The following is a 5,446-nucleotide window of genomic DNA, read 5'->3' on the forward strand; positions in this document are numbered from 1 at the left end:
CGTGGGTGTGTGTTCTTTGAGAACTCGATAGTGTGTTGATGGATTGTTTATGCCATTTTTTGTGGTGTCGGTTTTGAGTCCGGCACTGTTTTGTGATGCTGCCCTTTTTGGGGGTGGTTTTGCTAGTTGTTTTTTTGGTTGGGATTTTTTCTCTGCTGGGAAGATTGTGTTGAAATTCTGGTTGCCAGCTTTTGGGTTGGTGGCTGTTTTTCTCTGGTTTTTCATGGAGAGTTTGATCCTGGCTCAGGACGAACGCTGGCGGCGTGCTTAACACATGCAAGTCGAACGGAAAGGCCCTTCGGGGTACTCGAGTGGCGAACGGGTGAGTAACACGTGGGTGATCTGCCTCGTACTTTGGGATAAGCCTGGGAAACTGGGTCTAATACCGAATATGACCTCTGGATGCATGTCTGGTGGTGGAAAGTTTTTCGGTACGAGATGGGCCCGCGGCCTATCAGCTTGTTGGTGGGGTAATGGCCTACCAAGGCGACGACGGGTAGCCGGCCTGAGAGGGCGACCGGCCACACTGGGACTGAGACACGGCCCAGACTCCTACGGGAGGCAGCAGTGGGGAATATTGCACAATGGGCGCAAGCCTGATGCAGCGACGCCGCGTGAGGGATGACGGCCTTCGGGTTGTAAACCTCTTTCACCAGGGACGAAGAGTGATTGACGGTACCTGGAGAAGAAGCACCGGCCAACTACGTGCCAGCAGCCGCGGTAATACGTAGGGTGCGAGCGTTGTCCGGAATTACTGGGCGTAAAGAGCTCGTAGGCGGTTTGTCGCGTCGTTCGTGAAATCTTGATGCTTAACATCAAGCGTGCGGGCGATACGGGCAGACTTGAGTACTACAGGGGAGACTGGAATTCCTGGTGTAGCGGTGAAATGCGCAGATATCAGGAGGAACACCGGTGGCGAAGGCGGGTCTCTGGGTAGTAACTGACGCTGAGGAGCGAAAGCGTGGGTAGCGAACAGGATTAGATACCCTGGTAGTCCACGCCGTAAACGGTGGGTACTAGGTGTGGGTTCCTTTTCACGGGATCCGTGCCGTAGCTAACGCATTAAGTACCCCGCCTGGGGAGTACGGCCGCAAGGCTAAAACTCAAAGGAATTGACGGGGGCCCGCACAAGCGGCGGAGCATGTGGATTAATTCGATGCAACGCGAAGAACCTTACCTGGGTTTGACATACACCAGAAAGCTGTAGAGATACAGCCCCCCTTGTGGTTGGTGTACAGGTGGTGCATGGCTGTCGTCAGCTCGTGTCGTGAGATGTTGGGTTAAGTCCCGCAACGAGCGCAACCCTTGTCCTGTATTGCCAGCGGGTTATGCCGGGGACTTGCAGGAGACTGCCGGGGTCAACTCGGAGGAAGGTGGGGATGACGTCAAGTCATCATGCCCCTTATGTCCAGGGCTTCACACATGCTACAATGGCCGGTACAGAGGGCTGCGATACCGTGAGGTGGAGCGAATCCCTTAAAGCCGGTCTCAGTTCGGATCGGGGTCTGCAACTCGACCCCGTGAAGTCGGAGTCGCTAGTAATCGCAGATCAGCAACGCTGCGGTGAATACGTTCCCGGGCCTTGTACACACCGCCCGTCACGTCATGAAAGTCGGTAACACCCGAAGCCGGTGGCCTAACCCTTGTGGAGGGAGCTGTCGAAGGTGGGATCGGCGATTGGGACGAAGTCGTAACAAGGTAGCCGTACCGGAAGGTGCGGCTGGATCACCTCCTTTCTAAGGAGCAAACAACAGGCCTGCTTCGTGGCCGTTTGTGTCACGGTGGGTGTTTGTTCATTGGGTGAAACATAAACAAGCCGGCGTGGGTGCAGCATCATGGCTGTGTCTGCTCGGTGTCGTGCCTGGGTGACTGGGTGCGGGGTCAACACACTATTGGGTCCTGAGAGAACACACGTTCTTTCTGATGCCGATGATCGCGCTGCCCTGGAAGCAGCCGGCCTGTGAGGGTTGGTGGGGTGTGTGGGTTGTTGGTGTGTGTTGTTTGAGAATTGCACAGTGGATGCGAGCATCTTTATTTTTGAATGTTTTGTAGGTTGTTGTAAGTGTGTAAGGGCGTACGGTGGATGCCTTGGTACCAGGAGCCGATGAAGGACGTGGTAGGCCGCGATAGGCCTCGGGGAGCTGTCAAACGAGCTGTGATCCGAGGGTGTCCGAATGGGGAAACCCAGCACCCGTGATGGGGTGTTACCCACTGCTGAATGTATAGGCGGTGTGGAGGGAACGTGGGGAAGTGAAACATCTCAGTACCCACAGGAAGAGAAAACAACAGTGATTCCGTGAGTAGTGGCGAGCGAAAGCGGAAGAGGCTAAACCATGCACATGTGATACCCGGCAGGGGTTGTGTGTGTGGGGTCGTGGGGTTCATCTTCTCAGTGCTGCCGTGCTGGGGGTGAGTGAAAAAATCACATGCTAGGTGAAGTGGCCTGGAATGGTCTGCCGTAGACGGTGAGAGTCCGGTAGCTGAAAGTGTGTGGTCTCACTTGATGGGTTCCCAAGTAGCAGCGGGCCCGTGAAATCTGCTGTGAATCTGCCGGGACCACCCGGTAAGCCTGAATACTCCCTGGTGACCGATAGCGGACTAGTACCGTGAGGGAAAGGTGAAAAGTACCCCGGGAGGGGAGTGAAATAGTACCTGAAACCGTGCGCCTACAATCCGTCAGAGCTGCTGGGTCCTTTGGTGGGCCGGTGGTGATGGCGTGCCTTTTGAAGAATGAGCCTGCGAGTTAGTGGCACGTCGCGAGGTTAACCCGTTGTGGGGTAGCCGTAGCGAAAGCGAGTCTGAATAGGGCGATTCAGTGGCGTGTTCTAGACCCGAAGCGGAGTGATCTACCCATGGCCAGGGTGAAGCGTCGGTAAGACGACGTGGAGGCCCGAACCCACTTCAGTTGAAAATGGAGGGGATGAGTTGTGGGTAGGGGTGAAAGGCCAATCAAACTCCGTGATAGCTGGTTCTCCCCGAAATGCATTTAGGTGCAGCGTCGCATGTTTCTCACTGGAGGTAGAGCTACTGGATGGCGGATGGGCCCTACAAGGTTACTGATGTCAGCCAAACTCCGAATGCCAGTGAGTGAGAGTGCGGCAGTGAGACTGCGGGCGATAAGGTTCGTAGTCGAGAGGGAAACAGCCCAGATCGCCGGCTAAGGCCCCTAAGCGTGTACTAAGTGGAAAAGGATGTGGGGTCGCGAAGACAACCAGGAGGTTGGCTTAGAAGCAGCCACCCTTGAAAGAGTGCGTAATAGCTCACTGGTCAAGTGATCCTGCGCCGACAATGTAGCGGGGCTCAAGTACACCGCCGAAGCCGCGGCACTCACACAAGTATCTGTCTTTCACCTGCGGGTGGTTGGCTAGGTGTGTGGGTGGGTAGGGGAGCGTCCTGCATCCAGGGAAGCCACGGAGTGATCCAGTGGTGGAGGGTGTGGGAGTGAGAATGCAGGCATGAGTAGCGAAAGCGAAGTGAGAAACTTCGCCGCCGAATGATCAAGGGTTCCTGGGCCAGGCTAATCCGCCCAGGGTGAGTCGGGACCTAAGGCGAGGCCGACAGGCGTAGTCGATGGACAACGGGTTGATATTCCCGTACCCGTGTTTCCGCGCCCGTGATGAATCACATGTACTAACCATCCAAATCCACCGAGAAGACCTTCGGGTCTCGAGTGTGGGGCTGCATGGGACCTTGTGTGGTAGTAGTCAAGCGATGGGGTGACGCAGGAAGGTAGTGGGGCCAGTCAGTGGTTGTACTGGTGTAAGCCTGTAGGGCGAACGGTAGGCAAATCCGCCGTTCACATAGCCTGAGAGGTGATGCGTAGCCGATTGAGGCGAATTCCATGATCCTATGCTGCCGAGAAAAGCCTCTAGCGAGTGGTGACACGGCCCGTACCCCAAACCAACACAGGTGATCAGGTAGAGAATACTAAGGCGATCGAGAGAACTGTGGTTAAGGAACTCGGCAAAATACCCCCGTAACTTCGGGAGAAGGGGGGCCATTGCTGGTGACGGCTGTACGGCCTGAGCTGGTGGTGGTCGCAGAGACCAGAGAGAAGCGACTGTTTACTAAAAACACAGGTCCGTGCGAAGTCGTAAGACGATGTATACGGACTGACGCCTGCCCGGTGCTGGAAGGTTAAGAGGACCGGTTAATCCTTCGGGGTGAAGCTGAGAATTTAAGCCCCAGTAAACGGCGGTGGTAACTATAACCATCCTAAGGTAGCGAAATTCCTTGTCGGGTAAGTTCCGACCTGCACGAATGGCGTAACGACTTCTCTGCTGTCTCAACCACAGACTCGGCGAAATTGCAGTACGAGTAAAGATGCTCGTTACGCGCGGCAGGACGAAAAGACCCCGGGACCTTCACTATAGTTTGGTATTGGTGTTCGGTTCGGTTTGTGTAGGATAGGTGGGAGACTGTGAAACCCGCACGCCAGTGTGGGTGGAGTCGTTGTTGAAATACCACTCTGATCGTATTGGATACCTCAACCTCGGACCATGATCTGGTTCAGGGACAGTGCCTGATGGGTAGTTTAACTGGGGCGGTTGCCTCCCAAAATGTAACGGAGGCGCCCAAAGGTTCCCTCAGCCTGGTTGGCAATCAGGTGTTGAGTGTAAGTGCACAAGGGAGCTTGACTGTGAGACGGACATGTCGAGCAGGGACGAAAGTCGGGACTAGTGATCCGGCACCGGCAAGTGGAAGCGGTGTCGCTCAACGGATAAAAGGTACCCCGGGGATAACAGGCTGATCTTCCCCAAGAGTCCATATCGACGGGATGGTTTGGCACCTCGATGTCGGCTCGTCGCATCCTGGGGCTGGAGTAGGTCCCAAGGGTTGGGCTGTTCGCCCATTAAAGCGGCACGCGAGCTGGGTTTAGAACGTCGTGAGACAGTTCGGTCTCTATCCGCCGCGCGCGTAAGAAACTTGAGGAAACCTGTCCCTAGTACGAGAGGACCGGGACGGACGAACCTCTGGTGTGCCAGTTGTTCCACCAGGAGCACGGCTGGTTAGCTACGTTCGGAAGGGATAACCGCTGAAAGCATCTAAGCGGGAAGCCTGTTCCAAGATGAGGTTTCTCACCACCATTGCGTGGTTAAGGCCCCCCACAGACCATGGGGTTGATAGGCCAGAACTGGAAGCCCAGTAATGGGTGTAGGTGACTGGTACTAATCGGCCGAGGACTTACAACACATAAAACCCGCAAAACGGTATTCAACGATAAACGCGTGTTTCGCATCCACTGTGCAATATCTGAAACAACACACAGATCCCGATAAAGGATCGTGCCCACCCTGCGGGGTGGTGACGGTTTCACATTGTTACGGCGGCTATAGCGGAGGGGAAACGCCCGGCCCCATTCCGAACCCGGAAGCTAAGCCCTCCAGCGCCAATGGTACTGCACCCTAATCAGTGTGGGAGAGTAGGACACCGCCGAACACAACTT

At 55.5% G+C, this 5,446-nt stretch carries 1 protein-coding gene and 3 rRNA genes; 3 read left to right on the forward strand and 1 reads right to left on the reverse strand.

Features of this window, described 5'->3' with window-relative positions; translation table 11 throughout:
* Positions 1-225 (reverse strand): hypothetical protein (locus ACLBW1_RS20810; protein ID WP_447813737.1); only part of this gene is annotated, 225 nt, incomplete at its 3' end.
* Between ACLBW1_RS20810 and ACLBW1_RS20815 the strand changes: the two genes are divergently transcribed.
* From ACLBW1_RS20815 to rrf, 3 genes are all read left to right on the forward strand, one after another.
* Positions 221-1,736, forward strand: a 16S ribosomal RNA gene (locus tag ACLBW1_RS20815). The two genes, ACLBW1_RS20810 and ACLBW1_RS20815, sit on opposite strands and share 5 nt — an antisense overlap.
* Positions 1,737-2,056: 320 nt before the next feature.
* A 23S ribosomal RNA gene (locus ACLBW1_RS20820) occupies positions 2,057-5,192 on the forward strand.
* Between the two features lie 130 nt (positions 5,193-5,322).
* Positions 5,323-5,439 (forward strand): 5S ribosomal RNA (rrf, locus tag ACLBW1_RS20825).
* The 16S, 23S and 5S rRNA genes sit together here, the layout of an rRNA operon.
* The last annotated feature ends 7 nt before the right edge of the window (positions 5,440-5,446 follow it).

The organism is Williamsia sp. M5A3_1d (genome assembly GCF_053345315.1).